Genomic DNA, 24,631 nt, shown 5'->3' on the forward strand with positions numbered 1-24,631 from the left:
CGGTCAGCGCGCGGTCTCAGCGCACGGCGTCGAGCACCGCGTCGTGGAGGAGGCCATTGGTCGCGATCGCGGAACCGTGCCAGGGGCCGGGCTCACCGGCCACCGAGCTGAACCGACCACCCGCCTCCTGGACGATCGGCACGAGGGCGGCCATGTCCCACGGCTTCAGGTCGAATTCTCCGGCGATGTCAACGAGACCCTCCGCGACCATCATGTACGGCCACATGTCTCCGTAGTCGCGGGTGCGCCAGACGCGGCGCGCCAGCGACAGGAACTCCTTGAGCTTGCCCGCCTGCTCCCAGCGGATCAGCCCGCTGCAGCTCATCGAGGCGTCGGCGATGTCCGCCACCCGGGAGACGTGAATACGACGCTCGCTCGTCGTGGTGGGGGAGCCGAGCGATTCGTCGACGAAGGCGCCGAGCCCCGTCGCACCCCACCAACGCTTGCCGAGGGCCGGCGCACTCACCACGCCGACGGCGGGCACCCCGTCGATGGCGAGCGAGATGAGGCTCGCCCAGACCGGCACCCCGCGCACGTAGTTCGCGGTGCCGTCGATGGGATCGACGATCCACTGGCGGTGCGATCCGTCGCTGCCCGCCTCCTCTCCGGCCTCCTCGCCGAGCACCGAGTCGTCGGGGCGGCTGTCGTGCAGGGCGCCGCGGATGGCGGCCTCGACGGCCTTGTCCGCATCCGTCACATGGGTCATGTCCGGCTTCATCGAGACGTCGAGGTCGGCGGCGCGGAAGCGGTCCATGGAGATGACATCGGCCATGTCGGCCAGCTGTCTGGCGAGTTGGAGATCCGACTGGAGGGTGTAAGTGGTCACACCTCAGGCTAGGCCAGCGAGGCCAGCAGCCGTTGGAATGAGTCGAGGCGTTGTTTGCCGTTCTCGCCCAGTTCGCCGGCCGCGACCCCCTCGATGATGGCGCAGTCCGGGGCATCGGGCAGGTGGGTGCAGCCCCTGGGGCAGTCCTCGGCGAGACGGGCGAGATCGGTGAACGATCTGAGGATGTTGTCAGGGTCGACGTGCCCGAGGCCGAACGACCGGACGCCGGGTGTGTCGATGATCCAGCCGTCGCCGATCCGGTAGGAGATCGTCGACGAGGAGGTGTGGCGGCCTCGGCCGGTCACGGTGTTGACCCGGCCGATGGCGCGGTTGGCCTCCGGCACCAGCGCATTGACCAGGGTCGACTTGCCGACGCCCGAGTGCCCGACGGCCACCGTGGTATGGCCGGCCAGCAGCTCCCTGAGGCGCGCCGTCGGCAGGACGGCGCCCCCGTCGGCCCCTGCGCCGCTGGTCACGACCGTCACGTCGAGCCCGGCGAAGTTCGCGAGGAAATCGCTCGGGTCGGCCAGATCGGTCTTGGTGATGCAGAGGATGGGAGCGAGCCCGGCATCGAAGGCGGCGACGAGGTATCGGTCGACGAGTCGCGGCCTCGGCTCCGGATTGGCCGCGGCGACGACGATGAGCATCTGGTCCGCGTTGGCGACGATGATGCGCTCGACTTCGTCGGAGTCGTCCGCGCTGCGCCGGAGGATGGTCGTGCGCGGCTGGATGCGTACGATCCGCGACAGGCTTCCCTCCTCGCCGGAGGTGTCCCCGACCAGGTCGACGAGATCGCCGGTGACGATCGCCTGCTTGCGCAGCTCGCTCGCTCGCGACGCCGTCGCCTCGTGCTCCTGCGGCGTTCCCTCCGCGACCAGCACGGAGTATCGTCCGCGGTCGACCGTGAACACCCGGCCGGTCACGGCATCGCTGTGTTCTGGGCGGATCTTCGTCCTCGCGCGGTTGCCCTTCGGGTTCGGTCTCGTCCTGGCCTCGTAGTCGGCGTACTTGTCGTCGTCGTCGCCATCGTCGTCGGTCAGCCAGCTCATGGTCAGATCAGATCGAGCGGGTCGCGCCCGACGGGCCGTGCGGCGCCGAGGCCGCCGACCTGCCCGAGCCAGAGCTGCGGAAACTCCGGCAGCGTCTTCGCGGTCGTCGCGATGTCGTCGATCTCCACGCCGGGGACGGCCAGGCCGATGATCGCCCCCGCTGTGGCCATCCGATGGTCCTCGTAGCTGCGCCAGAGGCCGCCGTGCAGCTGGCGCGGGCGGATGATGAGCCCGTCGTCGGTCTCCTCGACGTCCCCGCCGAGGCCGTTGATCTCCGCGGCGAGGGCGGCGAGGCGATCGGTCTCGTGCCCGCGCAGGTGGCCGATGCCGGTGAGCACGGTCTCGCCGTCCGCGAGGGCGGCCAGGGCGGCGACCGTCGGCGCGAGCTCGCTCGCGTTGTCGAGCCGGATGCCGCGGATCGTTCCCGTCCCGGTCACCGTGAGATCGCCGAGCCCGTCGGTCGTGGGCACGAAGGCCACCTCCGCACCCATGTCGGCGAGGATGTCGATCAGCTGCGCACCCACCTGGGTCGTCTCGGCGGGCCAGCCGGTGATCGTCATCGAGCCGCCGGCGACCGCGGCGGCGGCGAGGAACGGGCCGGCGTTGGACAGGTCGGGCTCGATGTCGACGTTGATCCCGGCGATGGGACCCGCGGGGACGACCCACACGCCCGGCGTGGGGTTGTCGACGACCACGCCGCGCGCGGCGAGGGTGGCGATCGTCATCTCGATGTGGGCGAGGCTCGGGAGACGGTCGCCCGTGTGGTGCAGGGTCAGCCCGTCCTCGAAGCGCGCGGCGGCCAGCAGGAGGCCGGACACGAACTGGCTCGAGCCGGAGGCGTCGATGGACAGCTCTCCTCCGCGGACAGAGCCGGTCCCGTAGAGGCTGAACGGCAGCGCACCCCGTCCGTCGTCGTTGACATCCACACCGAGCGCGCGCAGCGAATCGACGGTGGTGCGCATGGGCCGGCGCCTGGCGGACTCGTCGCCGTCGAAGGCGACCGGCCCGAGGGCGAGCGCGGCGACGGGGGGAAGGAATCGCATGACCGTCCCCGCCAGGCCGCAGTCGATCTGGGTGCCTCCGCTGAGTTCTCCCGGCGTCACGATGAGGTCGGGGCCGTACTCACCGTCGCCGCGCACCTCGTCGATCCCGGCGCCGAGGGAGCGCAGGGCCTGGACCATGAGGGCGGTGTCGCGGGAATGCAGCGGGTGACGCAGCGTGGACGGCGCCGCGGCGAGGGCGGAGAGCACCAGCTCGCGGTTGGTGAGGGACTTGGAGCCGGGGACGGTCATCCGTCCGCTCAGCGGTCCGTTCGCGATCGGGGCGGGCCACGGACCCGACCGGAGGTCGGGAGGCGTCGCCACGTCGTCGCCGAAGGGGTTGAACTCCGGCCCGGAATACTTGAATACCTGCATCGGTTACTAAGGGTATCGGCACCACACAGCAGGAAGCGAAAAGACCAGTGACCCTTCTCCTCGAACGCGCTCCTCTGGGGCTCTCGGCGGGGCGTCCGGCGAGCGAAGTAAGCTTGGCCGCGATGACCAATTCGATGGATGAGACGACCCCTCAGGAGCCAGCGGCCACGGAATCGAAGGCTGCGGAGGTCCAGGATGTCCGTGCGCTCTTCGAGAGCCAGGCCATACCGTTCATGGACCAGCTGTACGCCGCCGGGCTGCGGATGACCCGCAACCCCTCCGATGCCGCCGATCTCGTGCAGGAGACCTTCGTGAAGGCGTTCGCCGCCTTCGGTCAGTTCCAGCAGGGCACGAACCTCAAGGCCTGGCTGTACCGCATCCTCACCAACACCTTCATCAACAACTACCGCAAGAAGCAGCGTGACCCGTACCAGGGCACGATCGACGACCTCGAGGACTGGCAGCTCGGCGGAGCGGAGTCGGTCACCCAGGGTCGATCGACCCGGTCGGCCGAGGTGGAGGCGATCGACCACCTGCCGGACAGCGCGGTGAAGGATGCCCTGCAGTCGATCCCAGAGGACTTCCGCATGGCGGTCTACTTCGCCGACGTCGAAGGGTTCTCCTACCAGGAGATCGCCGACATCATGAAGACCCCCGTGGGAACGGTGATGAGCCGTCTGCACCGTGGCAGGCGGATGCTTCGAGACCTATTGGCCGAGTATGCGGCAGAGCGCGGGTTGTCTGTCGCGGAGAATCGGCGAGTGCCACAACCCGCCACTGCTGGGAGTAAGAAGAAATGACCGACTGCGGATGCGAGAAAGCCAAGTCAGAGCTCGAGGAGTACCTGCACAAGGAGCTGAGCGCGCAGGACTTCACCGACATCAGCGAGCATCTGGCCACCTGTGAGGACTGCACGGCGGAACACCTCGTCGGCATCACCCTGACGAAACGGGTGCAGAAGGCCTGCCGCGAGACGGCGCCGGCCGATCTGCGCCATCAGGTGCTGCTCCGCCTGCGCGAGATGCAGGCGAGCCACTAGCAGACCGGCCGTCTGTCGAGACGGCCGAGCGACTACTTGAGTCGCTTGCCGAGCGTGATGAGCTCGATGCTCTGATCGATCCGGCGCCGACGGGTCTCCGGCCGCTTCGCGTCGGCGATCCACTGGGCGTACTCGCGCTGATGCGAGTACGACATCGCCCGGTAGGCATCCAGCACCCCCGCCTGGGTCCAGCTCGCCTCCGCGTCCTCGTCGAGTTCCACCAGCCGCTCGCCGGAGTCGAGCTCCAGCACCACGTGCAGCTTGTCTCCCGGCCCCTTGCCCAGCTGCTGCTGGATGCTCGTGAGCACCAGCACGAGTGCGGAACCGCCCATCGTCACGATCGAGCCGCGATAGGGAACACCGTCGTAGGAGACGCGCACCGGCACCCGGCCTTTGGCCCCGAACCGCTCGGACACGTCGAAGGGGAACTCGACGAAGGCCGACGACCCCGACACGTCCGAACGTCGGATGACGGCGTCGAACTCCAACCGGCCCGGATCGCGATAGTCCACCACGGCCGCCCCCTTCGAGAACCTATCGGATGGTCAGCGCTCTGTCGATGAGGTCGACCTGCTCCTGGGCGCTGCGCTTGCCCGAGCCGGTGGCCGGCGACGCGGATGCCGGTCGGGAGGCGACCGAGATCGTGCGGCCCTGCAGGTGCTTCGCCAGCTCCAGGCCGACGAACGGCCAGGCGCCCATGTTCTCCGGCTCGTCCTGCGCCCAGACGAGGTCGGCGCCGGGATACTGGGCGAGGACGCGGTCGAGTTCCGCCTGGGGCAGTGGATAGAACTGCTCGAGGCGGACCAACGCGAGATCCTTCTGGTCCCTCTTGTCCCGCTCGGCCAGGAGGTCGTAGTGGATCTTGCCGGAGTGCAGCACCACGCGCCTGATCGCCGCCCTGTCGGACACCGTCGCGTCGTCGAGCACCGGCTCGAACCTGCCCTGGGTGAAGTCGGCGACGCTGCTCGTCGCTCCGCGCAGCCTCAGCATCGCCTTCGGGGTGAACACGATGAGCGGCCGACGGGGGCGGGCGTAGGCCTGACGCCTCAGCAGGTGGAAATAGGAGGCGGGAGTGGACGGACGGGCGACGGTCATGTTGTTCTCCGCGCAGAGCTGCAGGTAGCGCTCGATGCGCGCGGAGGAGTGGTCGGGACCCTGTCCCTCGTACCCGTGCGGCAGCAGCAGCACGACGCTGGAGCGCTGCCCCCACTTCTGCTCCGCGCTGGAGATGAACTCGTCGATGATGACCTGCCCGCCGTTGGCGAAGTCGCCGAACTGAGCCTCCCAGAGCACGAGGGCATCGGCGCGCTCGATCGAGTAGCCGTACTCGAAGCCCATCGCGGCGTACTCGCTGAGCAGGGAGTCGTAGATCCAGAACCTGGCCTGCTTGTCGCTGAGGTTGCCGAGCGGCAGCCATTCCTGACCGTTGATCCGGTCGTGCAGTACGGCATGACGCTGGACGAAGGTCCCTCGCCTGGTGTCCTGACCGGCCATGCGGACGGGGGTGCCCTCCAGGAGCAGGGAGCCGAGGGCGAGCAGTTCGCCGAACCCCCAGTCGATCGAGCCGCTGCGGCTCATCTCGGCACGCTTCTTGAGCAGCTGCTGAAGCTTCGGATGCACGGTGAACCCGGCGGGCGGGTTGTCGTGGGCGTCGCCGATGAGGTGGATGACGTTCTCACTCACCCCGGTCGATGCCGGCTGGCCCGTCGCGTCGTCCTGCTGGGATTCGGGGCGCTCCAGGTCGGCGACCGCGTTGCCGTCCTGGACGACGATCGGGATCGATCCGGTCTGGGCGGCGTGGGTCTCCGCGAAGGCACGTTCCAGCCGATCTTGGAAATCGGCGTGGGCCGCCTCGTACTCCTCCTGCGTGATGTCGCCGCGACCGACGAGCGCCTCGACGTACAGGGTGCGCACCGACCGCTTCGCCTCGATGAGGTTGTACATGAGCGGCTGCGTCATCGAGGGGTCGTCGCCCTCGTTGTGGCCGCGGCGCCGGTAGCAGATGAGGTCGATGACGACGTCGCGGTGGAACCGCTGGCGATAGGCGAAGGCGAGCTCGGCGACGCGGATGACCGCCTCGGGGTCGTCGCCGTTGACGTGGAAGATCGGAGCCTGGATCGTCTTGGCGACGTCCGTCGAGTAGACCGAGGTGCGTCCCTCGCCCGGAGGCGTGGTGAACCCGACCTGGTTGTTGATGTTGACGTGCACCGTGCCGCCGGTGCGGTAGGCACGCAGCTGCGACATCTGCAGGATCTCGGCGATGATGCCCTGTCCCGCCATCGCCGCGTCGCCGTGGACCATGACGGGAAGGACCCGGAAGCTGCCGATCGGCTTGCGGTCCTGCTTGGCGCGCACGATCCCCTCGAGGACGCCGTCGACCGCCTCGAGGTGGGACGGATTGGCCGCGATGTAGACCGGGATCTGCTCCCCGGTCGCGCTGGTGAAGGTGCCTTCGGTGCCGAGGTGATACTTCACGTCGCCGGAGCCCTGCACGGTGCGGGGGTCCTGCGTGCCCTCGAACTCGCGGAAGATCTGCCCGTAGGTCTTGCCCGCGATGTTGGTGAGCACGTTCAGCCGGCCCCGGTGAGCCATCCCGATGGCCACCTCGTCCAGCTTCTCCTCCGCGGAGCCCTGCAGCAGCGCGTCGAGCAGCGCGATCGTCGACTCGCCGCCCTCGAGGCTGAATCGCTTCTGCCCGACGTACTTGGTCTGCAGGAAGGTCTCGAAGGCCTCCGCCTCGTTGAGCTTGCCGAGCACCCGCAGCTGCTCGTCCTTGGTCGGCTTGGTGTACGGCTTCTCCACGTGCTCCTGGATCCAGCGCCGCTGTTCCGGGTCCTGGATGTGCATGTACTCGATGCCGATGGTGCGGCAGTAGGAGTCGCGGAGCACCCCGAGGATGTCGCGCAGCAGCGCGGAGCGCTTGCCGCCGAACCCGCCGGTCACGAACTCGCGGTCGAGGTCCCAAAAGCTCAGGCCGTGGCTGGCGATGTCGAGGTCGGGGTGCGAACGTTGGCGGTACTCCAGCGGGTCGATGTCCGCCATGAGGTGGCCGCGAACCCGGAACGAGTTGATCAGCTCCTGCACCCTGGCGGTCTTGCCCACCTCGTTGGCGAGATCGACATGGATGTCCGAGGCCCAGCGGATCGGGCTGTACGGAATGCGCAGATCGGCGAAGATCCCCTCGTAGAAGTCGCGCTGCCCGATGAGCAGCTCGTGCACCTTCTTGAGGAACTCGCCGGAGCCGGCCCCCTGGATCACGCGGTGGTCGTAGGTCGAGGTGAGGGTGATCGTCTTGCCGATGCCGAGCTCTGCCAGGGTCTCGAGCGACATCCCCTGGAACTCGGCCGGATATTCGAGCGCCCCTGCCCCGATGATGCTCCCCGAGCCGCGCATGAGGCGCGGCACCGAGTGCTCGGTGCCGATCCCGCCCGGGTTGGTGAGCGAGATGGTATTGCCCTGGAAGTCCGCGGTGGTCAGCTTGTTCGCCCTGGCGCGTCGCACCACGTCCTCATAGGAGGAGAGGAAGTCGCTGAAGCTCATCGTCTCCGCGTGCTTGATGCCGGGAACGAGGAGGGCGCGGGTCCCGTCCGGCTTGGGGAGGTCGATGGCGATGCCGAGGTTGATGTGCGCGGGAGAGACCACGGACGGCTTGCCGTCGATCTCCTCGTAGTAGACGTTCTGGCTGGGGAACTCCTCCAGCGTCTTGACCAGCGCCCAGGCGAGGATGTGGGTGAAGGACACCTTTCCGCCGCGCGCCCGGTTGAGATGGTTGTTGATCACGATGCGGTTGTCGATCATGAGCTTCGCGGGGATGGTGCGCACGCTCGTGGCCGTCGGAACCGTGAGGCTGGCGTCCATGTTCGCCGCGAGGGACTTCGACATGCCCTTGAGGGTGGCCACGACGTCCTGCGGCTCGGCCTCCGTCTGCGAGACCCTCGGTGTCGATGGCGCCTGAGCGGGGATGGGCTGGGGCTTCGGCTGCACGGAGGTGGTGCGGGCGATGGGCTGGGTGCCGGTGGTCGGCGCTGCCGCTGCGGCCGGCGAGGTCTCGGCGGCCGGCGCGGCGGGCTCGGCGGCCGGAGGAGCCTGGGCGGGAGGCGCTGCTGTCGGCTCCGGGGCGCTTGCGGCGGCTTCGACGGTCTCCGGGATCTGCGGTTGACCCGCCACGGCCTCCGGGGCGGGGGCGGATGCACCGTCGGCCGCCTGCAGCCTCGCCGCCTCGCTCGCCGTCTGGTGGTAGCTCTCCAGGATGGGCCACCAGGATCTGTCGACCGAATCCTTGTCGGCGACGAACCGCTCGTACATCTCGTCTACGAGCCATTCGTTGGCTCCGAACTCGCCAGAGGACCCGTCCTCCGGTGCAAGCCCGGTCACTTGGCTAGACACAGCCGACCGCCCACTCTCCGTTGTCACTGTTTTGTCACTGTCATTGGATCGGTGCTCGTGACCCTCACTGGCCACATACCCTTCAAGCTTAATCGGTTTCGCCGCCCCCTTGGAGTGTGTCTCGAGGGATTACGTTGGTAATCATGGAGTTTTACGAAACGACCCCGCGGCACGATCTGACCTATTCTGACGTGTTCCTCGTGCCGAGTCACTCCGAGGTGGGCAGCCGGTTGTCGGTCTCGTTGGCGCCCAGGGACGGGACGGGGATGACCATCCCCATCGTCTCGGCGAACATGAACTCGGTGACCGGGCCGCGGCTGGCCGCGACCCTCGCCCGTCGCGGAGGGCTCGGGGTTCTTCCGCAGGACCTCCACCTGCAGGACCTGGATGCCGCCATCCGCTGGGTCAAGGATCAGCCGGTCGCCTTCGACACCCCCTTGCTCTTCGGTCCCGACCAGCAGGTCGCCGAGGCGCTGCGACAGGTGCCGCCCATCGAGGGCCACGGGATCGTCATCAACGACGAGCACGGCGAGTTCCTCGGCTGCATCTCGGCCGCCCGGCTCGCGACCGCCCTGCCCGACGCCCGCCTGGGCGATCTGCTGCACGGCCGGCTCGCGTCGATCGACGCAGACGACGTGACGGATGCCCGCGCGGCCTTCGATCTCCTGGTCGCGGCGGATCTCGAGTTCGCCCCGGTGCTCCACCACGGCTCGGTCGTGGGGACGCTCAGCCGCACGAGCGCACTGCGCTCCACCCTGTACGAGCCCGCACTCGACGCGAACGGTCGGCTCAGGGTCGCCGCGGCCATCGGGATCAACGGCGACGTCGAGGGCAAGGCGAAGGCGCTCGCGGCAGCCGGCGTCGACGTGCTCGTGCTCGACACCGCCCACGGACATCAGGACGGCATGCTCCGGGCGATCAGGACCGTCGCCGCCCTCGGGCTTCCCATCCCCATCGTCGCGGGCAACGTCGTGACGACCGCCGCGGTCGTCGACCTCGTGAACGCGGGCGCGAGCATCATCAAGGTCGGCGTCGGCCCCGGCGCGATGTGCACGACCAGGATGATGACGGCCGTCGGCCGCCCCCAGTTCTCCGCCGTGCTCGAGACCGCGGCCGCGGCGCGCGAGGCGGGCGCTCACGTGTGGGCGGATGGCGGCGTTCGCTATCCGAGGGACGTCGCGCTGGCGCTCGCCGCCGGGGCCGCCTCCGTCATGATCGGCTCGTGGTTCGCCGGAACGATCGAGGCGCCGGGCCAGCTGGAGACGGATGCCGCCGGTCGCCTCTACAAGGAGAACTGGGGCATGGCCTCGACCAAGGCGGTGCACGATCGTTTCGACCGGCTCGACCCGTACGAGCTCGCCCGCAAGGAGCTGTTCGCCGAGGGGATCTCCTCCTCGAAGATCTACCTCGATCCGCTCCGCCCGTCGATCGAGGACCTCATCGACATGATCACCTCAGGGGTGCGCAGCTCCCTCACCTACGCCGGGGCGTCGAACCTCGAGGAGTTCCACCGGCGGGCGCTCGTCGGCATCCAGTCCGCGGCCGGTTACGAGGAAGGCAAGGCGCTGCCCGTCTCCTGGTGAGCGCTGCCCGGTCGCCTCAACCTTCGATAGACTCGACCGAATAATGGACGACCCCCCTAGTCGCGTCTCCCTCCGCGATCGCGGTGCGCTTTCCCCTGGCCGGCATGCCGATGTATGAGCTGATCATGTTGGGCGTCGGGCTCGTCCTGACCGTCGGCACCGGATTCTTCGTCGCCTCAGAGTTCTCCCTCGTCAACCTCAACCGCTCCGACCTGGAGGCCAGGGTCGCCAGGGGGGAGAAGAGCCTCGGCCTGACGATCAACGCGCTCAAGGTCACCTCCACCCATCTGTCCAGCGCGCAGCTCGGGATCACCCTCACGACGCTGCTCACCGGGTACACCATGGAGCCCGCGATCGGCGGCCTGCTGTCCGGGCCGCTCGGCGTCCTCGGCTGGCCGCGGGGCGTCGTGGGCACCGTCGCCTCGATCGTCGCGGTGATCATCGCGACCCTGATCTCCATGATCGTCGGTGAGCTGGTGCCGAAGAACTTCGCCCTCGCCCTTCCGCTGCCCACCGCGAAGCTGGTGATCCCGTTTCAGGTGGGCTTCACGACCGTGTTCCGGCCGTTCGTCGCCCTGCTCAACAACACGGCCAACGTCATCCTCCGACTGGTTGGCATCGAGCCGAAGGAGGAGCTGTCCTCCGCCAGGACCGCGGAGGAGCTCCGCTCGCTCGTGCGCCGCTCGGCGACGGAGGGGAGCCTGGACAGGGACACCGCGACCCTGCTGTCCCGCACGCTCGTCTTCAGCGAGCACACCGCGGCGGACGTGATGACCCCGAGGCCGCGGGTCTCGAGCGTCGAGCGCACCGCATCCGCGCAGGCCGTGCTCGGTCTGACCAGGAGCACCGGCTTCTCCCGTTTTCCCGTCATCGACGACGACATCGACGACGTCGTCGGCCTGGTGCACGTCAAGCAGGCGGTCGCCGTTCCCCGGGGCAAACGCGAGGACGTCCCGGTCTCCGCCCTCCAGACGGAGGCGCTGCGGGTCCCGGAGACCATGCGCCTGGACGTGCTGCTCGTCGAGCTGCGGGGGCGCGGGTACCAGATGGCCGTCGTGGTGGACGAGTACGGCGGAACCGCCGGGGTGGTGACCCTCGAGGACCTCGTCGAGGAGCTCGTCGGCGAGGTCGCCGACGAGCACGACAGGACGAGGGCGGGCGTCGTCCGCTCCCGGGGGTGGCTGACCTTCCCCGGCATGCTCAGACCGGACGAGCTGCTCGAGCGCGCCGACGTCACGGTCCCCGAGGACGGCCCGTACGAGACGGTGGCCGGATTCATCATGAGCGAGCTCGGCAGGCTGCCCGTCATCGGCGACACGGTCGCCGTCGACGGCGGCGAGTTCCGGGTGGAGCGCCTCGACGGGCGTCGGATCGATCGCGTGCGGTTCACGCCGAGGGCCGATGCCGATCGGGGAGGGACGGGCGCATGAGCGACTGGACCGGCATCGCCTGGCTCGCCGTACTGCTTCTGGTCAACGCGTTCTTCGTCGGCGCGGAGTTCGCGGTCATCTCCGCGCGCCGCTCCCAGATCGAGCCGCGGGCGGAGGCGGGCAGCAGAGCGGCGAGGACGACGCTCTACGCGATGGAGCACGCCACGATGATGCTCGCGACCAGCCAGCTCGGCATCACCGTCGCCTCCCTGCTCATCCTCAACGTGTCGGAGCCGGCCATCCACGACCTGCTGGAGATCCCGCTCCTGCTGACCGGATGGTCGGAGCAGCTGATCGGGACGATCGGCTTCGTCATCGCCCTGGTCGTCGTCTCCTTCCTCCACGTCGTCCTCGGCGAGATGGTGCCGAAGAACCTGTCGTTCTCCCTGCCGGACCGTGCGGCGCTCCTGCTCGCCCCGCCGCTCGTCTTCCTGTCGATGGTCTTCCGGCCGATCATCATCGTGCTCAACGCCGCGGCGAACGGGTTCCTGCGGGTGTTCAGGGTGACGCCGAAGAACGAGGCGAACAGCGCGTTCACGGTCGACGAGGTGGCCAACATCGTCGCTCAGTCGACCAGGGAGGGGGTGCTCACCGACAACATCGGCGCGCTCAACGCCGCCTTCGAGTTCACCGCGAAGAAGGTGCGGGATATCGCCGTCGCGATGCCCGATCTGGTGAGCCTGTCCGAGGCGGCGACCCCCGCGGAGGTCGAGCGCGCGGTCGCCCAGAGCGGGTTCTCACGCTACGTGCTCGTGGACGACGAGGGTGAGCCGACCGGCTACCTGCACCTCAAGGACGTGCTCGACCTCGAGGACCCGGCGGAGTTCGACGAGCCGGTGCCGCCGAAGCGCATCCGTCAGCTGATCTCCATCTTCCGCGAGACCGATCTCGAGGATGCGCTGGCGGCGATGCGCCGTTCCGGCGTCCACCTCGCCCGGGTCTTCAACGAGGCGGGCGCCACCAGCGGGGTGCTCTTCCTCGAGGACATCATCGAGGAGCTGGTCGGCGAGGTGCAGGACGCCACCAGGCGCGACTGACCGCCCGGCTCCCTAGGCCCACTGCGCGCGCAGGTACTGCGGCGGCCAGTACGGCAGCTCGTATCCCAGCTCGTGCGCCGCGCGCAGCGGGAAGTGCGGGTCGCGCATGATCTGCCTGCCGAGCATGACGGCATCGGCCCGTCCGGAGGAGACGATCTCCTCCGCCTGCTCCGCCTCGGTGATGAGCCCGACGGCGTTCACCTCGACGCCGGCCTGGTGTTTGACAAAATCGGCGAGCGGCACCTGATAGCCGGGGCCGACGGGGATGCTGACGCCGGTGACGAGACCGCCGCTGGAGACGTCGAAGAAGTCGGCGCCGGCGTCTCTGGCCCAGCCGGCGACGATCGCGGTCTGCTCCCTGTCCCAGCCGCCGTCGGCGTAGTCGGTCGCGGAGAATCGGACGAACAGCGGCACGGTCTCCCCGACCTCCGCTCTGATCGCGGTGACGATCTCCAGCAGAAGGCGGGCCCGGTTCTCCAGGCTGCCGCCGTAGCCGTCCGTGCGCTGGTTCGACAGGGGGGACAGGAACTGGTGCACGAGGTAGCCGTGCGCGGCGTGCAGCTCGAGGACGTCGAAGCCGGCGTCGACGGCTCGTCTGGCGGCCGAGACGAAGTCGGCGACGACGCCGGCGATCCCCGCCCGGTCCAGTTCCGTGGGGGTCGCGTATCCGGTGAATCCGATGGGGGAGGGGGCGACCGGCTGCCAGCCACCGTCCTCGACCGGCACGGTTCCGCGGCCGGAGTCCCAGGGTCGATAGGTCGAGGCCTTGCGCCCGGCGTGGGCGAGTTGGATGCCCGCGGCAGCGCCCTGCGAATGGATGAACGACACGATGCGCGCCCACGCCTCCCGCTGCTCATCCGTGTAGATGCCGGTGTCCTGCGGTGAGATGCGGGCGACCGGGCTCACCCCGGTCGCCTCGGTCATGACCAGCCCGGCCCCGCCCCTGGCGAACGCCCCGAGGTGGACGAGATGCCAGTCGGTGGGCACGCCGTCCCGCTTCTCGACGGAGTACTCGCACATCGGCGAGACCCAGAGGCGATTGCGGAGGGTGAGCGAACGGATGGTGAGGGACGTGAACACGGCCGGTACTGGCACTGCTTGTTACCTGTCTGCGAGGGAGTGGAGGAACGTTCGCAGCTCGGACGGGCCGACGAAGAGGTGACCGGTGATGCCGAGGGCCTCGGCGCCGTCGACATTGACCTGCTTGTTATCGATGAAGATCATCCGGGCGGCGGTTATTCCGAGCTCGGCGATCACGGTCCGGTAGATGGCGGCGTCCGGTTTCACCATCGACAGTTCCGCGCTGACGAAGATGCGCTCGAAGAACCGCGCCATGGGCGAGTAGTGGAAGGGGCTGACGAAGTCGAAGCCGGCGTTGGAGAGCAGTGCGATGCGGGTCCCGCCCTCGTGCAGGTCGGCGATCACGTCGAGGGTCTCCGGCTCGACGCTGATCCAGCCGGTGAAGTCGTTGACCCAGAGCTCCTGGATGGTGGACTCCGACCAGTGCGCGCCGACCTCCGCCTCGACGATCCTCCAGTACTCGGTCACGCTGGTCGTCCCGGCATCCAGACCGTCCCGATTGGCCCAGTAGCTGCTCCAGAACGCCTCGGCCGGCACTCCCGCGACGGCCAGGAGCTCCGCTCTCGCCCGCTGACTCGGACCACGGGAGATGACCTCCCCGTAGTCGAAGACCACCACGGAATCCGGGATACTGATCGCCATCCTGTCCACCTCTCCCCAACCAAACTATCGTGAGAGCCATGAGCACCTTCACCGACTGGACCGCCGCGGACGCCACAGAGCAGATCGCGGTGCCGACACCCGAGGACGACAAGTACTCCCGCGGGGTGCTCGGAGTGATCACGGGATCCGCGGAGTACCCCGGTGCCGCCGTGCTCGGCGTGGAGGCCGCGCTGCGGACGGGGCTCGGCATGGTCCGCTACCTCGGCGCGCCGCGGGCCGCGGACTTCGTGCTTCACCGCCGTCCGGAGACGGTGACCGCGGACGGCCGGGTGCAGGCCTGGCTCATCGGTTCGGGGATGGATGCCGCGACGAGAGACGCGGAGACCGGCGATCGCCTGACGGCGGCCCTCGCCCAGGGGTTGCCGACGGTCATCGACGCCGGCGCCCTCGACCTCCTCGCCGGCGCGGTCGGACCGGTGGTCGTCACGCCCCATTTCGGCGAGCTGGCACGCCTCGTCGACGCCTCGAAGGAGCAGATCGGCTCGAACCCCGCGGCCTGGGCGGTGCAGGCGGCGGAGCAGTTGGGCGTCACCGTCCTGCTGAAGGGCAACAGCACCTATGTCGCCGCACCGGACGGAACCCGGATCGTGACCCGGTCCGCTCCGTCCTGGCTCGCCACGGCGGGCGCGGGTGACGCGCTCGGCGGCATCCTCGGTGCGCTCGTCGCCACCCATTCTCGCGAGGTCGCCGCCGAGACCGGCGCGCTCGCACGGCTGGCCGCGACCGCATCCGTCATCCACGGGCTGGCCGCGGAACGGGCAAGCGGTGGCGGTCCATTCACCGTGCTCGACCTCGCCGCCGAGATCCCCGCGGTGGTCGCGGGACTGCTTCGGGGCTGATGTCCCGGTCCTGCCGATACGCTGAGGAGTCATGAGCCCCACCCCGGACCGTCGAGCGCGACTGGCCTCCCGGACGGGCGCGGTGCTGCGCAGCCCCATCCTGCTGTGGGGGGCCTTCGTCCTGGTGCACCTCTGGCTCGGCCTGCTGAACCTCTACGCCCCCGGTCTGCCGCTCGGCGATGTGAGCATCGTCTATAAGTTCTGGACCGATCAGGCCATCGTCGCCAACTACTGGGTCGGCATCGACTCCTCGTGGGTCTACCCGATCGTCGCCATCCTGCCCATGCTCGCGGCCAGGGCCTTCGGGCCGGGGCTGTATTCGGGGACGTGGCTCAGCATGATCATGCTGCTCGACGCGGTGGCGCTGGCGGCGATCGTCGGATGGGGACGAGGACGGCGCCATCTCGGCATCGGCTGGTGGTGGCTGGGCTTCCTCGCGCTGCTCGGGCCGATCGCGCTCGGCAGAATCGACTCGGTCACCGTGCCGCTCGCGATCGTCGGCGTCACGATGATCGCAAGCAGGCCGAGGATCGCCACTGTCGTGCTCGCCGTGGCCACCTGGATCAAGGTCTGGCCCGCGGCGATCATCGGCGCGATGATCGTCTCGCTCAGGGAGAGGGCCAGGGTCGCCGCCGTCGCCGTGCTCGTGAGCGCCGCGATCGTCGCCATCGTCCTGGCCATCGGCGGCGGTCTGAACGTGTTCAGTTTCGTCACCCAGCAGACGGGCAGGGGACTTCAGGTGGAGGCGCCCATCACCACCGCCTGGCTGTGGCAGGCTGTGGCTGGCGTGCCGAACACCTTCGTCTACTACGACCAGTCCATCCTGACCTGGCAGGTCAGGGGTCCGGGCGTGGAGGTCGCGAGCGCGCTCATGACGCCGCTGCTCGCCCTCGTGCTCCTGGCCATCCTGGTCATCGCGATCCTCGCCGTGCGCAACGGGGTGGCCGCCGCCGATCTCCTGCCGACCCTGTCGCTCGCCTTCGTCACCGCCTGCATCGCGATCAACAAGGTCGGCTCCCCCCAGTACATGACCTGGCTGGCGGCGCCCGTCATCCTGGGCCTGGCCACCTCTGCCACCCGCCGGCGGATCTCCTTCCGGGTGCCCGCGATCCTGGTGCTCGTGCTCGCCGGCCTGACCCAGGTGGTGTATCCCTACCTCTACGGCTGGCTGCTGAGCCTGAACGTGCTCATGCTGGTCGTGCTCAGCGCCCGCAACGTGCTGCTGTTCGTCCTGCTCGGCTGGGCCGTCGTCGTCCTGTGGCGGCTGTCGCGGGCGCCCAGGGAGGACGCGGTGGGCGAGGAGCGCGGATGGCTGCCCGTTGTCTGGCCGCTCGGGCTCCGCGAGTCGCCGGAGGCGGCCCGGTCCGATCTGGACGAGCCGGCGCTCCGAGAGCCAACCTGAGAAACACGAAACACGAAACACGAATCACGAAGAGAGAAGAGAGATCATGCTCGTAGCGTTTTCAGTGGCACCCAGCGGCGGACCGGACGGGAGCGATTCCGTGCACGACGCGGTCGCTGCCGCGGTGAAGATCGTCAGGGAGTCCGGGCTGCCGAACCGGACGGATGCGATGTTCACCACGATCGAGGGCGACTGGGACCAGGTCTTCGACGTGGTCAGGCGTGCCACGGAGGCGGTCGGCGCCTACGGATCGCGGGTGTCGCTCGTGCTCAAGGCGGACATCCGCCCCGGGTTCACCGGGGAACTCACCGGCAAGCTGGAGCGGCTGGAACGCGCGATAGAGGAGCTCTGATCCCGCCTCGGGACGGGCGGCGCGAATTCGCCGTCTGAACTGTCCTTTTCCTGCGCCGGGCGGGCCATACCGAGCTACCGTCGATGGTGAGACCGGCCGCGTGACCGGTCTGGATAATCTGAAAGAAGGACACCGTGTCGAACATCACGGACGTCACATCCCCGGCCCCGATTCCCGAGTGGAACGAGGTCATCACCCCCGGTCGATTCGCGGGCAAGACGGTCATCGTGACCGGCGCCGGATCGGGCATCGGCCGCTCGACGGCGCTCCGCGTCGCCCGCGAGGGCGGCAGGGTCGTCGCCAGCGACATCAGCGCCCCGCGTCTCGAGGAGCTCAAGGCAGAGCATCCGGACCTGGATCTTCTCACCGTCGTCGGAGACGTGAGCGATGAGAAGGACATCGCCGCGATCATGACGGCGGCCGGAGGAACCGTCGACGGCCTCGCCAACGTGGCGGGCATCATGGACGACTTCACCCCCGTTCACGAGGTGAGCGACGCGGTCTGGGATCGGGTGTTCCGGATCAACGTGCTCGGCACCATGCGCCTGAGCCGCGCCGTCCTGCCGCTCATGCTGGCCGCCGGATCCGGTTCCATCGTCAACGTCGCCTCCGAGGCGGGGCTGAGGGGATCCGCGGCAGGCGTCGCGTACACCGCGTCGAAGCACGCGGTGGTCGGCATCACGAAGAGCTCCGCGGTCATGTACGCGCCGCTGGGCATCCGGGTCAACGCCGTCGCCCCCGGCGCCACGATCACCAACATCGAGGCCTCCTTCGCCTCGACGCTCGCCCAGGGCAGGCTCGGACCGCTGATGCAGACGGTCATCCCCGTCCCGGCCCAGGCGGCGCAGCTGGCCGCCTCGATCACGTTCCTGCTGAGCGACGACGGCACCAACGTCAACGGCGTGATCCTCGCCTCGGACGGGGGCTGGTCGGCGATCTGAGGAAACCGCGCCCGTTCGACGGCCCGACCGCGCCCGGACCGGGGAACGGGATCCCGTGACGGTCGATGGTGATCGCCGCCGGAGGACGTTTTACAGTAGAGATGGTCTCGTCGCCGACGACGCCGGCAGGATGCTCGATGGGGAGCTACCGCACCCCTCGAGATCCGAACGGTCCACCACCTCGTGACAACCCTCTCTCCCGCTCGAACCCGGCTGGCGCTGCTCGCCCTCGCCCTCGGCGGCTTCGGCATCGGCTCGACCGAGTTCGTCGCCCTCGGGCTGCTCCCGAACATCGCCCACGATCTCCTCCCGGCGCTCTACGCGCAGTCGCCCGCCGACGCGAACGCTCAGGCCGGATGGCTCGTCTCGGCCTACGCCCTCGGCGTCGTCGTCGGCGCGCCGACCATCGCGGCGTTCTCCGCCCGCTTCCCGCGCAAGAACCTGCTCGTCGTGCTCGCGGCGGCCTTCACCCTGGCGACGGTGGCCTCCGCCGTCCTGCCGAGCTTCGGTTTTGTCCTGGCCGCGCGGTTCGTCGCCGGCCTGCCCCACGGCGCCTACTTCGGCATCGCCTCGCTCGTCGCCGCCAGCCTCATGGGTCCCGGCAAGCGTGGCGCCGGAGTGGCCTACGTGCTCTCCGGGCTGACGATCGCCAACGTCGTCGGCGTTCCGGCGATCACCTTCCTCGGGCAGCAGGCGGGCTGGCGCGTCGCCTACCTCGCCGTCGCCTCCATCTTCGCCGTCACCTTCGTCGCGCTCCTCCTGCTGCTGCCGAAGCAGGAGGGCGATGTCAAGGCGACCATGAAACGCGAGCTCGCCGCCTTCGGCAGGGCCCAGGTGTGGCTGAGCCTGCTCACGGGAGCGGTCGGCTTCGGCGGCTTCTTCGCGGTCTACACCTATGTCGCCCCGCTCGCGACCGACGTCACGGGGCTCAGGCCGGCTCTCGTGCCCATCGTGCTTGTGGTGATCGGTCTCGGCATGACCATCGGCAACGTCGTCGGCGGACGGATGGCCGACCGCAGCGTGGTGGCCACGATCTTCAGCTTCTTCGGCCTCTTCGCGGTGTCCCTGTTCGGGCTCGCCTTCACGGCGCACACCATCCCCGGGCTCTTCGTCTTCGTGTTCCTGGTCGGGCTGGCGGCGTCCGGGATCTCACCGGCCATCCAGACGAGGCTCATGGACGTCGCAGGCGACAGCCAGACCCTCGCCGCCGCCGCGAACCATTCGGCGCTCAACATCGGGAACAGCCTCGGCGCCTACCTCGGGGGACTGGCGATCGCCGCGGGACTCGGCTACGTCTCGCCGGTCTGGATCGGGCTCATGCTCTGCGCGCCGGGCATCGCGCTCGCGCTCTGGAGTGTGCTGCTGCAGCGCAGGCGCGGCGGCACGCTGAACGGCGAGCACCGCGGGGGAGTCGATTCGTTCCGCGCCTGAGCGGCCGCCTCAGAAATCGCTCGGCGGGCTGGTGGCGATGAGGATGCCGTCCAGGATCGCGCGCTTGCGGAGGGCGACCTTGGTTCCGACATCGATGCCGGCCACCCGGTACTTCTCCCGGATCCGCTTGAGGTACGACTTGGCGGTCTCCTCGGAGATGCCGAGCTGGAAGGCGACCGCCTTGACCGGTTCTCCGCCGCCGTAGAGCGCCATGACCCGTCGCTCCTGGGCGCTGAGCTTGGGTGCGCCGCCGACGTCCACGGCGTTGAGCGCGAGATCGAGCTCCGCGGAGACGTACGACTCGCCCTTCGTCGCCGAGCGGATGGCCTCGACGATCATCTCGGCGTCCTCGCTCTTGACCAGATAGCCGAATGCCCCGGCGGCGAGGGCCTCCCGCACGACGTTCGGCTCCGAATAGGTGCTCATGAGCACGGTCTTGACCCCGGCGGTCTTCAGGGTCGAGATCTTCAGCGAGACCGGGATGCTGTCCTTGAGGTCGAGATCGAGCAGCACGACGTCGACGGGGAACTCCGGGTGGATGAGGAGATCCGGCCAGGTCGATACCGCCGCCACCATGGTGATGTCGCTCGCCGCGTTCCTGATCCATTCCGTCAACGCCCCCAGGAGCATCTTGTGATCGTCGACGATGGCGAGCCGGATACGGTCGTCTGGTGCTGGCACTGGAATTCCCATTCTCTGAACTATCTGTTCAGCATGCTATTGGTCGGCCGGATTGGCCACGAGGCACTCGATCTCGACACGCAGGGTCGAGTTCTGGGTCGAATCGACGAACCGCCCGACCCGGCCGATGGCATCCCAGGTGGCTGGATCGATCCGATTGCGGGCGACGGAGGTCGTGGTGATGACGATCGGCACCGTGAGGCTCCTCGACAGGGGGTCTGCGGGCGCCATCACGGGGCCGAGGGCGATCTCGACGGTCGCGGTCGGTTTCTGGTCGCTGACGAGGAGCCAGACGGCGGCGAGCAGACCGTCGCGCTGAGGGGCGGCGAGCAACCCGGCCAGGCTGCCGCGGTCGACGAGGGTCACCGACTTGCCGAGCTGCTCGGATTCCGTGATCGCGTGGTAGAGCCAGGTCTCCCGCTTGCCCTCGATGAGATGCAGCCTCAGCTCGGTGGCCAGGGAGGCGGCGACGGACGCCGTCTTCGGGGCGAGGGGGAGTCGGGTGTGACCGCTCGCGACCGAGTCGAGCAGCTCCTCCGCGGCGAGGTCGAGGCGCGCCAGCTCCTCCGAGGCGAGCATGCCGACGGCGAATCGCGGGGCGGAGACGGTGCTCTGCACCAGCACGCGATCGAGTTCGAGCTGCACGATGCGCCGGAAGCGGCGCAGCACCACCCAGCCGAACGTCGCGGGCATCACCGCGACGGCGACGAGGGTGATCTGGGCGGGAAGGAGCTCCGGGACGAGCGGAGTGGTCGCGATCACCGCACCGACGAGGCCGAGACCGAGCACGAGCGCGGCGGTGAGGATCTCCCGCCCCCTGCGCAGGGTGAGCACCGCGAGGAGCCCGAAGCCCGCCGACGCCGAGGAGGTCGCGTAGCGTCCGATGTCGTGCAGCGGCCAGATGGCGGCGAGGTCGAGGGCCACGGTGGCAGCGAGGGCGGCCAGGTAGACGGCGAACAGCCAGGTGGCCATCCGCTCTCCGCGTGCGGCGATGATCAGGGCGATGCCGGTGAGCGCGACCGCGTAGATCGCCCAGGCCGCGATCGCCGGGACGACGTTCGGATAGTCACGGACATGGCCAGCGAACATCATGAGGCCGTAGAGGCCCTGGATGCCCGCGAGCAGCGTCACCCCGGCGCCGAGGTAGCCCGTCCCGAGGCTCGCACCCCTCGCGCTCGCCTGCCGCATGGCCTTGCCCGCCGTCGAGGTCGCCGGCACACCCGCCTTGTGCCGCCGCCCGACGACGACTCCGAGGGTGTTCTCGTCCGGACGGGTGTCGTCGCTCACTTCGGCACCTCGATCACGACGGTCGTTCCGGCTCCCGGGGAGGAGAACAGCCTCGCCTTGCCGCCAACGTCTTGGATGCGGGCGACGACGGAGTCCTTGAAGCCGAGGCGCGCCTCGTCGACGTTCTTGAGATCGAAGCCGACCCCCGCATCCGTCACCATCGCACGGACGCTCGTCGCGTCGTCGGTGATCGTGACGTGCGCCTCGGTGACGCCGGAATGGCGCCGAACGTTCTCCAGGCACTCGGCGAGAGCGAGCAGGAAGGCGTCAAGCACCTCGCTCGGGAGCAGCACCTGGCCGGTCCCGTGCCAGCTCACCTCGAGGCCCATCCGCCCGAAGCGCTGTTTGACCGATTCGAGGGTCGTCCCCAGGCGCGTCTCCTCGACCGGCTCAGGGGGGTGCTCGTCCGAGGAGGGGACCACCGGGCCGCCGAGCCTCAGCTGGCGCAGCAGGCGCGCGTCCTCCGCCGCCTGCTGCTGCAGGGTCGCGGTGGCCACGCCGACCCCGGAGTGGGCGAGAAGGGTCAGTGTCGCCAGCACGGTGTCGTGAAGCAGCCGCGCGCCCTGCCTGCGCTGCGCCTCGATCTCGCTCGCCTGGCGCTCGGCGCGGTGCGCCCTTCCGATGCTGTGGATGCGTCTGGCCGCCCTGGGCAGGCTGGTGGCGAGCAGCCGACCGAACAGGGTGGCGAGCACCCATCCGGTGACCACCGTCACCCCCTGCGCGGAGACGAGCCGGGGTCCGGGGATCGCGAGCTCGGTGAGGATCGTCGTGGCGATGAAGGCGACGGCGAGCAGGCCGATGTCGCCCCAGGTCGCCGTCAGAACGATCGCGAAGGACGCCATGGCCGCCGCGGCGAGCGGGACGAGCGCATAACGCAGGGCGGGATCCGCAGGCACGCCGGGGAGCTGGACGACGACGAGGATCCCGAGGCCCGCGGCGAGTCCGAGGTACGGCCACAGCCGGCTCGTGCCGCCACCGAGGCGGATCTGGCTCACCGCGAGGAGGGCGAACAGCGGAAGGGCCGCCAGAAAGGCCGCCCAGTGCAACGCACCGACGAGGCCGAGACATACGAGAGCCACGATCGTCGAGGCCAAACCGATGGCGCGGGCAGAGCGCTGGAGGAGACGATCGCGCTCTTTGGCGATGATTTCCACGCTAGTAATAGTCACACATCGTCGTCGTGCCGTTTCGCCGTCACTCCGAGGCGAGCCAGCCCTCGCGGATCCCGTGCCGGCGGAGCAGGTTCTTCGTGCCGAGGTCGATGCCGATCTCGCGGTATTTGCGACGGCCCCGTTTGATGTACGACTTGACGGTCTCCTCGGTGGTCCCCATGTCCATCGCGACCTCCCTGATGGAGCGCCCCGAGGCATAGAGCACGAGCGCGCGGTACTCCTGCTTGCCGAGGCCCGGATCCGGCGAGGTCGCGGACGGAGCGGTCCTCGCGGCCAGGAAGTGGCCGTTCTGGTAGGGAGCGCCGATCGCGGCGGCCCGGATGGCCCTGACCAGTTCGTCGGCGGGTTCCGTCTTGGGGACGAAGGCCAGGGCTCCGGCCAGGAAGCTGCTCTGCACCGAGGACGGGTCGGCATGACTGCTCATGACGATGGTGCGGCTGCCGGCCGCGCTCAGCGTGCGCACCTTCGCTCCGATCCCGACGCTGTCCTCCAGATTGAGGTCGAGCACCACGACGTCGACGGGGAACTGTTCGTGGGAGAGCAGTCCCGGCCAGGTCGATTCGCCGATGACGACCTCGATGTCGTCACGCTGGGCGAGGTGGGCGACGATCCCGTCGACGACGAGGCGATGCTCGTCCACGATGGCAACCCTGATGACACCGGGTCGGGTGGCTTTGGCAGTGAGAGTCAATTTCTTCCCCCCGAGCAGCGCCCAAACCGGGTGTGTGGGCAGACCACTCTGTACACCCAGCATAGCTAAGTGATAGGAACTCGCCTGTCCCTCGACGCGCCGAGGAGTCTCGACAACTGCGGCCCCACGAGATCGTCCTCGATGAGGAAGCCGTCGTGGCCGAACTCGGAGTGGATCACGACGGCCTCGTTGCCGTCGATGGTGCTGGGCAGGGCGGCGGCGATCGCCACCTGTTCGTCGACGGGGAAGAGCCGGTCGCTGTCGATCCCGAGCACCAGGCTGGTCGCCGTCACCCGGGACAGCGCCGCGGCGACCCCGCCCCTGTCCCGCCCGACGTCGTGGGAGTTCATCGCCTGCAGAAGCGTGATGTAGCTGTTCGCGTCGAAGCGGCGGGTGAACTTGTTGCCGTGGAAGTCGAGGTAGCTCTCGACGGCGAACCTCCCGGAGGCGCCGAGCGGGCTCACGCTGCTCTGCCAGCTCCGCTGGAATCGATCGTTCAGCTCGGTCGGCGAGCGGTAGTTGAGCAGGGCCATCCGTCGGGCCAGCGCGAGTCCCCGATACGGGCCCTCGCCGTCTGCCGCCTCGTAGTAGTCGCCGTCGGAGAACCGAGGGTCCATCTGGATCGCCTCGATCTGCACGGAATTGAGGGCGATCTGGTCGGCGGTGCTGATCGACGGCGCCGCCACGATCGCCACCCGGTCGAGGCGATCCGGGTACTCGATCGCCCACTCGATGGCGTGCATGCCGCCCATCGAGCCCCCGATCACGGCGGCCCAGCGAACGATTCCGAGCCGGTCGGTCATGGCCACCTGCGCGGCCACCTGGTCGCGAATGGTCAGATAGGGAAATCGCGCGCCCCATTCCCTGCCATCCGGGGCGAGGGAGGCCGGACCCGTGCTTCCCTGACAGCCGCCGAGCACGTTCGGTGCGACGACGAACCAGCGATCGGTGTCGACGGCGCGGCCAGGACCGATGATGCCAGACCACCAACCCGCCGTCGGGTGTCCCGGCTCCGCCGGTCCGATCAGATGGCTGTCGCCGGTCAGCGCGTGCAGGACGAGCACGGCATTGCCGCCGTCCGCATCCAGCTCTCCCCAGGTCTCATAGGCGATGCGCACGGAGGGCAGCGAACCGCCGCGCTCGAGGTCCTGATGGCCGAGCGCGGCGAACAGCCGGTGGCCCGGATTGTCGCCCTCGCGCCAGGCCCCCGTCAGCGGCGGCTTGCCGACGAGGGCACGGGCGTTCGCCTCGGTCACGAAGCTCGACGGGACGGTGTCCTCTGGTGTTTGCCAATCCATGTCTACGCAAGTATCTCAACAAGCCGACG

Annotated in this window: 22 protein-coding genes; 10 read left to right on the forward strand and 12 right to left on the reverse strand. The window is 69.0% G+C overall.

The features are described from left to right. Positions 1-16: 16 nt before the first annotated feature. Genes VGC18_RS14635 through aroA form a run of 3 tightly spaced genes read right to left on the reverse strand, consistent with a single transcriptional unit; the run spans position 17 to position 3,290 of the window. Positions 17-826: an inositol monophosphatase family protein gene (locus VGC18_RS14635; RefSeq protein WP_331098694.1), complete on the reverse strand. Its 810-nt coding sequence runs from the start codon at positions 824-826 to the stop codon at positions 17-19. Between the two features lie 8 nt (positions 827-834). Beyond that, positions 835-1,875 carry a ribosome small subunit-dependent GTPase A gene (gene rsgA / locus VGC18_RS14640; protein WP_331098696.1) on the reverse strand — a complete coding sequence of 347 codons (1,041 nt, stop codon included), beginning with the start codon at positions 1,873-1,875 and terminating at the stop codon, positions 835-837. Positions 1,876-1,877: 2 nt separating this feature from the next. Next, complete coding sequence (gene aroA / locus VGC18_RS14645) at positions 1,878-3,290, reverse strand: 3-phosphoshikimate 1-carboxyvinyltransferase (protein WP_331098698.1); 1,413 nt, start codon at positions 3,288-3,290, stop codon at positions 1,878-1,880. Between the two features lie 134 nt (positions 3,291-3,424). Between aroA and VGC18_RS14650 the strand changes: the two genes are divergently transcribed. Together VGC18_RS14650 and VGC18_RS14655 are read left to right on the forward strand one after the other, a co-directional pair. Beyond that, the gene (locus VGC18_RS14650) at positions 3,425-4,090 is read left to right on the forward strand and encodes a sigma-70 family RNA polymerase sigma factor (RefSeq protein WP_331098788.1); all 666 of its coding nucleotides are present in this window, start codon (positions 3,425-3,427) and stop codon (positions 4,088-4,090) included. Then, positions 4,087-4,329, forward strand: a complete 243-nt coding sequence (locus VGC18_RS14655; protein ID WP_331098700.1) for a zf-HC2 domain-containing protein — start codon at positions 4,087-4,089, stop codon at positions 4,327-4,329. Before VGC18_RS14650 ends, VGC18_RS14655 begins: the two co-directional genes overlap by 4 nt. 32 nt (positions 4,330-4,361) lie before the next feature. Here VGC18_RS14655 and VGC18_RS14660 read toward each other — a convergent pair whose 3' ends face one another. Both VGC18_RS14660 and VGC18_RS14665 read right to left on the reverse strand, forming a co-directional pair. Further along, the gene (locus VGC18_RS14660; RefSeq protein WP_331098702.1) at positions 4,362-4,844 is read right to left on the reverse strand and encodes a YdeI/OmpD-associated family protein; all 483 of its coding nucleotides are present in this window, start codon (positions 4,842-4,844) and stop codon (positions 4,362-4,364) included. A gap of 19 nt (positions 4,845-4,863) precedes the next feature. Beyond that, entirely contained in the window at positions 4,864-8,715 is a 3,852-nt protein-coding gene (locus VGC18_RS14665) for a multifunctional oxoglutarate decarboxylase/oxoglutarate dehydrogenase thiamine pyrophosphate-binding subunit/dihydrolipoyllysine-residue succinyltransferase subunit (protein ID WP_331098704.1), read from the reverse strand. Between the two features lie 143 nt (positions 8,716-8,858). Here VGC18_RS14665 and VGC18_RS14670 point away from each other — a divergent pair, with 143 nt between their 5' ends. The 3 genes from VGC18_RS14670 (at position 8,859) to VGC18_RS14680 (ending at position 12,765) form a co-directional block, all read left to right on the forward strand. Continuing rightward, positions 8,859-10,298: a GuaB1 family IMP dehydrogenase-related protein gene (locus tag VGC18_RS14670; RefSeq protein ID WP_331098706.1), complete on the forward strand. Its 1,440-nt coding sequence runs from the start codon at positions 8,859-8,861 to the stop codon at positions 10,296-10,298. A 104-nt stretch (positions 10,299-10,402) separates the two neighbouring features. Beyond that, positions 10,403-11,728, forward strand: a complete 1,326-nt coding sequence (locus VGC18_RS14675) for a hemolysin family protein (protein ID WP_414672898.1) — start codon at positions 10,403-10,405, stop codon at positions 11,726-11,728. Further along, positions 11,725-12,765: a hemolysin family protein gene (locus VGC18_RS14680; protein WP_331098708.1), complete on the forward strand. Its 1,041-nt coding sequence runs from the start codon at positions 11,725-11,727 to the stop codon at positions 12,763-12,765. The genes VGC18_RS14675 and VGC18_RS14680 overlap by 4 nt, the downstream gene beginning before the upstream one ends. 12 nt (positions 12,766-12,777) lie before the next feature. Here VGC18_RS14680 and VGC18_RS14685 read toward each other — a convergent pair whose 3' ends face one another. Both VGC18_RS14685 and VGC18_RS14690 read right to left on the reverse strand, forming a co-directional pair. Then, a complete protein-coding gene (locus VGC18_RS14685; RefSeq protein WP_331098710.1) occupies positions 12,778-13,860 on the reverse strand; it encodes an NADH:flavin oxidoreductase/NADH oxidase in 1,083 nt (360 codons plus the stop codon). Between the two features lie 6 nt (positions 13,861-13,866). Then, positions 13,867-14,487: an HAD family phosphatase gene (locus VGC18_RS14690; RefSeq protein WP_331098712.1), complete on the reverse strand. Its 621-nt coding sequence runs from the start codon at positions 14,485-14,487 to the stop codon at positions 13,867-13,869. A gap of 38 nt (positions 14,488-14,525) precedes the next feature. Between VGC18_RS14690 and VGC18_RS14695 the strand changes: the two genes are divergently transcribed. The 5 genes from VGC18_RS14695 to VGC18_RS14715 all read left to right on the forward strand — a co-directional run bounded on the left by VGC18_RS14695 (position 14,526) and on the right by VGC18_RS14715 (position 19,473). Next, on the forward strand, positions 14,526-15,347 hold the full coding sequence (locus VGC18_RS14695) for an ADP/ATP-dependent (S)-NAD(P)H-hydrate dehydratase (RefSeq protein ID WP_331098714.1): 822 nt from the start codon (positions 14,526-14,528) through the stop codon (positions 15,345-15,347). Between the two features lie 31 nt (positions 15,348-15,378). Continuing rightward, positions 15,379-16,749, forward strand: coding sequence for a hypothetical protein (locus tag VGC18_RS14700; protein WP_331098716.1), 1,371 nt, complete (start codon positions 15,379-15,381; stop codon positions 16,747-16,749). 46 nt (positions 16,750-16,795) lie between these two features. Continuing rightward, a complete protein-coding gene (locus VGC18_RS14705; protein WP_331098719.1) occupies positions 16,796-17,101 on the forward strand; it encodes a thiamine-binding protein in 306 nt (101 codons plus the stop codon). Between the two features lie 143 nt (positions 17,102-17,244). Next, positions 17,245-18,042 (forward strand): SDR family NAD(P)-dependent oxidoreductase, encoded by a 798-nt coding sequence (locus tag VGC18_RS14710; protein ID WP_331098793.1) that lies wholly within the window; start codon positions 17,245-17,247, stop codon positions 18,040-18,042. A 183-nt stretch (positions 18,043-18,225) separates the two neighbouring features. Then, positions 18,226-19,473: an MFS transporter gene (locus VGC18_RS14715; protein ID WP_331098721.1), complete on the forward strand. Its 1,248-nt coding sequence runs from the start codon at positions 18,226-18,228 to the stop codon at positions 19,471-19,473. A 9-nt stretch (positions 19,474-19,482) separates the two neighbouring features. Here the strand turns inward: VGC18_RS14715 and VGC18_RS14720 are convergent, their stop codons facing one another. From VGC18_RS14720 to metX, 5 genes are all read right to left on the reverse strand, one after another. After that, entirely contained in the window at positions 19,483-20,154 is a 672-nt protein-coding gene (locus VGC18_RS14720; RefSeq protein WP_331098723.1) for a response regulator transcription factor, read from the reverse strand. A gap of 36 nt (positions 20,155-20,190) precedes the next feature. After that, on the reverse strand, positions 20,191-21,441 hold the full coding sequence (locus VGC18_RS14725; RefSeq protein WP_331098725.1) for a hypothetical protein: 1,251 nt from the start codon (positions 21,439-21,441) through the stop codon (positions 20,191-20,193). After that, positions 21,438-22,520: a sensor histidine kinase gene (locus VGC18_RS14730; protein ID WP_331098727.1), complete on the reverse strand. Its 1,083-nt coding sequence runs from the start codon at positions 22,518-22,520 to the stop codon at positions 21,438-21,440. Before VGC18_RS14730 ends, VGC18_RS14725 begins: the two co-directional genes overlap by 4 nt. Positions 22,521-22,635: 115 nt before the next feature. Then, positions 22,636-23,253: a DNA-binding response regulator gene (locus tag VGC18_RS14735; protein WP_331098729.1), complete on the reverse strand. Its 618-nt coding sequence runs from the start codon at positions 23,251-23,253 to the stop codon at positions 22,636-22,638. A 116-nt stretch (positions 23,254-23,369) separates the two neighbouring features. Beyond that, a complete protein-coding gene (gene metX, locus VGC18_RS14740) occupies positions 23,370-24,602 on the reverse strand; it encodes a homoserine O-acetyltransferase MetX (protein ID WP_331098731.1) in 1,233 nt (410 codons plus the stop codon). Positions 24,603-24,631 lie beyond the last annotated feature (29 nt).

Source organism: Lacisediminihabitans sp., assembly GCF_036404185.1.
GTDB lineage: Bacteria > Actinomycetota > Actinomycetes > Actinomycetales > Microbacteriaceae > Lacisediminihabitans.

Bases quoted from the DNA above. Each gene is read 5' to 3' on its own strand.
- VGC18_RS14650 (WP_331098788.1), top strand. From the start codon at position 3,425: ATGGATGAGACGACCCCTCAGGAGCCAGCGGCCACGGAATCGAAGGCT.
- aroA (WP_331098698.1), bottom strand. From the start codon at position 3,290: ATGCAGGTATTCAAGTATTCCGGGCCGGAGTTCAACCCCTTCGGCGAC.
- metX (WP_331098731.1), bottom strand. From the start codon at position 24,602: ATGGATTGGCAAACACCAGAGGACACCGTCCCGTCGAGCTTCGTGACC.
- VGC18_RS14675 (WP_414672898.1), top strand. From the start codon at position 10,403: ATGCCGATGTATGAGCTGATCATGTTGGGCGTCGGGCTCGTCCTGACC.
- rsgA (WP_331098696.1), bottom strand. From the start codon at position 1,875: ATGAGCTGGCTGACCGACGACGATGGCGACGACGACGACAAGTACGCC.
- VGC18_RS14695 (WP_331098714.1), top strand. From the start codon at position 14,526: ATGAGCACCTTCACCGACTGGACCGCCGCGGACGCCACAGAGCAGATC.
- VGC18_RS14700 (WP_331098716.1), top strand. From the start codon at position 15,379: ATGAGCCCCACCCCGGACCGTCGAGCGCGACTGGCCTCCCGGACGGGC.
- VGC18_RS14680 (WP_331098708.1), top strand. From the start codon at position 11,725: ATGAGCGACTGGACCGGCATCGCCTGGCTCGCCGTACTGCTTCTGGTC.
- VGC18_RS14705 (WP_331098719.1), top strand. From the start codon at position 16,796: ATGCTCGTAGCGTTTTCAGTGGCACCCAGCGGCGGACCGGACGGGAGC.
- VGC18_RS14690 (WP_331098712.1), bottom strand. From the start codon at position 14,487: ATGGCGATCAGTATCCCGGATTCCGTGGTGGTCTTCGACTACGGGGAG.
- VGC18_RS14655 (WP_331098700.1), top strand. From the start codon at position 4,087: ATGACCGACTGCGGATGCGAGAAAGCCAAGTCAGAGCTCGAGGAGTAC.
- VGC18_RS14670 (WP_331098706.1), top strand. From the start codon at position 8,859: ATGGAGTTTTACGAAACGACCCCGCGGCACGATCTGACCTATTCTGAC.